Genomic DNA, 2,918 nt, shown 5'->3' on the forward strand with positions numbered 1-2,918 from the left:
GCTAATTGGCGGGGAGACAAAAAAAGTAATATCGGATTCAAAAGCGTTGGCCATAAACCAGGATTTTGAGACCTTTTTAGTGAAACGTGAAATTCAGACAGAAGATCTGATTACAATTTTGAATAAGAATGATGCGAATTCTTCTTTACTGGAGAGCCAGAGTACCACAAGTTTAAGAAAAGGCTTTCAGGTTTTAAAAGACGAGTTTGATGTGATTATTATAGATGTTAACGGGCTTAAGGACATTAACAAAGCCAAAGAGTGGTTGCTTTTTACTGAGCTAAACTTAGCTGTTTTTGAATCTGGCAGATCTATATCAGACCCTCAAAAAGAGCTGTTGACATATATTAAGGGGCAACCTGGATTTATTGGTTGGGTTCTTAACAAAGTGAAATAATAACAACCTATGTACCAGTATTTATCATCCTTATCACAAACACGACGTACAATTATTTTGTCGGTTTTGGGGATATTGGTTGCTTTAGGAGTTAGTTTGCTGACGTATCTGGGGCCCATAGGGCCGGTACTGGTAATTGTGGCAGCACTATTTGTTGTTTTTATGATCTGTCTTTTTAAGGAGCCCTCTGTAGGGCTTCTTGTGTTGATAGTTTATTGCTTTCTATTTGGGATCTTATCGCGTGAAGTTGGTGGCATTGCCTATGGTATAGGAATAGAGATTTTTTTATTGCTAACCTGGATAACTGTGATCATTCAGCACAAACGGTATGACTGGACACGTTTAAATAACCCGCTKACCAAACTAATGCTGATGTGGTTTATCATTAGTGTAGTTGAGATCATAAATCCTGCCGGTGCCAGTGTGATGGGTTGGTTACAGGAGATAAGAAGTACTGCGCTGTTTCCTATACTGATCATCCCCCTGGTATTTCTATTGTTTGATTCTGAAAAGAAATTAAACAGGGTGTTGATATTGTTGATTGCCTTGTCGTTAATGGCAACTTTGAATGGTATTAAGCAGATACATATTGGCTTGTCGCCAGGTGAACAAAGGTTTTTAAATGAAGGAGGGGCGGTTACCCATTTGTTGTGGGGAAGATTAAGAGCGTTTTCTTTTTATAGTGATTCCGGACAGTTTGGTGCTTCGCAGGCATCTTTTGTGCTGATTGCTATTGTGCTTGCAATAGCTCCGTTCAAATCATGGAAAAGGGTACTTGCCCTGATTGCTGCCGGATTATCTTTTTACGGAATGTTGATTTCGGGAACCAGAGGTGCATTTTTTGCTTTGGTGGTAGGGGTGTTGTTTCTGATTTTCCTGACAAAGAACGTGAAAGTATTAATGTATGGTTTGATCATCACTTTATTGTTTGTCGGGTTTTTAAAGTTTACCACCATAGGTAATGGCAGTTATGAAATTTACAGGCTACGAAGTGCTGTAAATCCTAAGGAAGCCTCATTGAATGTTAGGTTTAATAATCAAATGATCCTTGGCGAATACCTTAAACATAATCCTTTTGGAGGAGGTTTGGGGGTAATTGGTACCTGGGGCAGGGAATATAATAAGGATAAATTTTTATCAACAATAGCACCTGATAGCTACTGGGTTAAAGTTTGGGCAATGTATGGCATTGTTGGGCTAACAATTTGGTTTTCTATGATGATGTATATTCTGGGTAAATGCTGTGGGATAATCTGGAAACTTAATAATGTAAAGCTTAGGTATAAGTGTATTGCACTGCTTTCGGCAACAGCGGGTATTTTTTTCTGTAGCTATGGTAACGAAGTAATCAATTCAATGCCGTCGGCAGTGGTAGCCTCTGTATCGTTGGCATTTATATTTCAGAGCGTGTATTTTGATAAAAAAGATCCATTACCATCAATAAATAACGAACCTAAACTAACCAGCTAATGCCATTTGAAATTTTTGTTATTCCGGGTGTAATATGTTTTATAATCGCCTTTTTTTTGGAGATAAAAGACAAAAAATAAATTTTGCTTTGGTCTAATTACGAACTTGTATTGGACTCAATTAAGTAATATCTTGTGAAAGATTAAATAGGAAATATAATTTAACAGTTATAATGGACATAAAAGCATTTTTACGACTTCTAGGCAAGTATAAATGGGTTTTGATATTAGTACCTCTACTAACGGGGGTGATTACTTATTTTCTGGTAAAGAACCTTCCCAGACAATACAGTTCTGAGGCTCAGATTGCTACTGGTTTAGTGGATCAATCTAAGCAGGTTGTGGTTAACTCTAATAGGAATGCGGATATTTTTAAGATCAACCAGCAGTTTTCGAACATCATTGAGCGGATGAAAATGAGGCGGATCATGAGTATCCTTTCTTATAACCTGATACTCCATGATCTGGAAAGTCCGAAAGCTTCATTCAGGCCTTACAGCAAACAAGTAGCTTCATTAAGGCAGGCCGGTATTGATGAAGTGGTAAGACTTTACAGAGAACGGTTGCTGAATAAACAGGTGATTACCATTAGTGATAATTCTGGTAAATATCCGTTATATGACATCATTAGTTCTATGGGCTATGATGATGAAAGCATTAACAATAATTTAAAAATATACCGCCCTGATAACAGTGATTTTGTAAACGTATACTATGTTTCGGAGAACCCCTTGCTATCTACTTTTGTTGTAAATACGCTGGCGACAAATTTTATTAACAACTATGGCGAGGATGTTAATCTGAATCAGAATAACTCTATAGAGCTTTTGGATTCGTTGATGAAGAAAAAAGAGGCTGCCATGAACCAGAAGAATGCGGCTTTGAAATCGTTTAAGATGAAGAACGGTGTGCTAAACCTGGACAAGCAGTCGGAAATGGTTTACTCGCAGATCTCACAAAATGAAGAACGTAAAGCGCAGGCGATAAGGGATATTCAGGCAAACCAGAGAGCGATAGCAGATATTGATGCGAGGCTAAGAGGAGGGATAGAT

The 2,918-nt window shown here is 37.9% G+C and carries 2 protein-coding genes and 1 pseudogene; all 3 read left to right on the forward strand.

Annotation, left to right across the window (positions count from 1 at the left end; all coding sequences use genetic code 11):
* A pseudogene (locus tag AC1DDK_RS26080) lies at positions 1–397 on the forward strand (exopolysaccharide transport family protein); the annotation flags it as partial.
* Between the two features lie 9 nt (positions 398–406).
* Entirely contained in the window at positions 407–1,867 is a 1,461-nt protein-coding gene (locus tag AC1DDK_RS26085; protein ID WP_172663228.1) for an O-antigen ligase family protein, read from the forward strand.
* 172 nt (positions 1,868–2,039) lie between these two features.
* On the forward strand, positions 2,040–2,918 hold an 879-nt coding region (locus AC1DDK_RS26090), incomplete at its 3' end, for a Wzz/FepE/Etk N-terminal domain-containing protein (RefSeq protein WP_477634194.1).

The organism is Pedobacter sp. 05T44 (assembly GCF_056395985.1).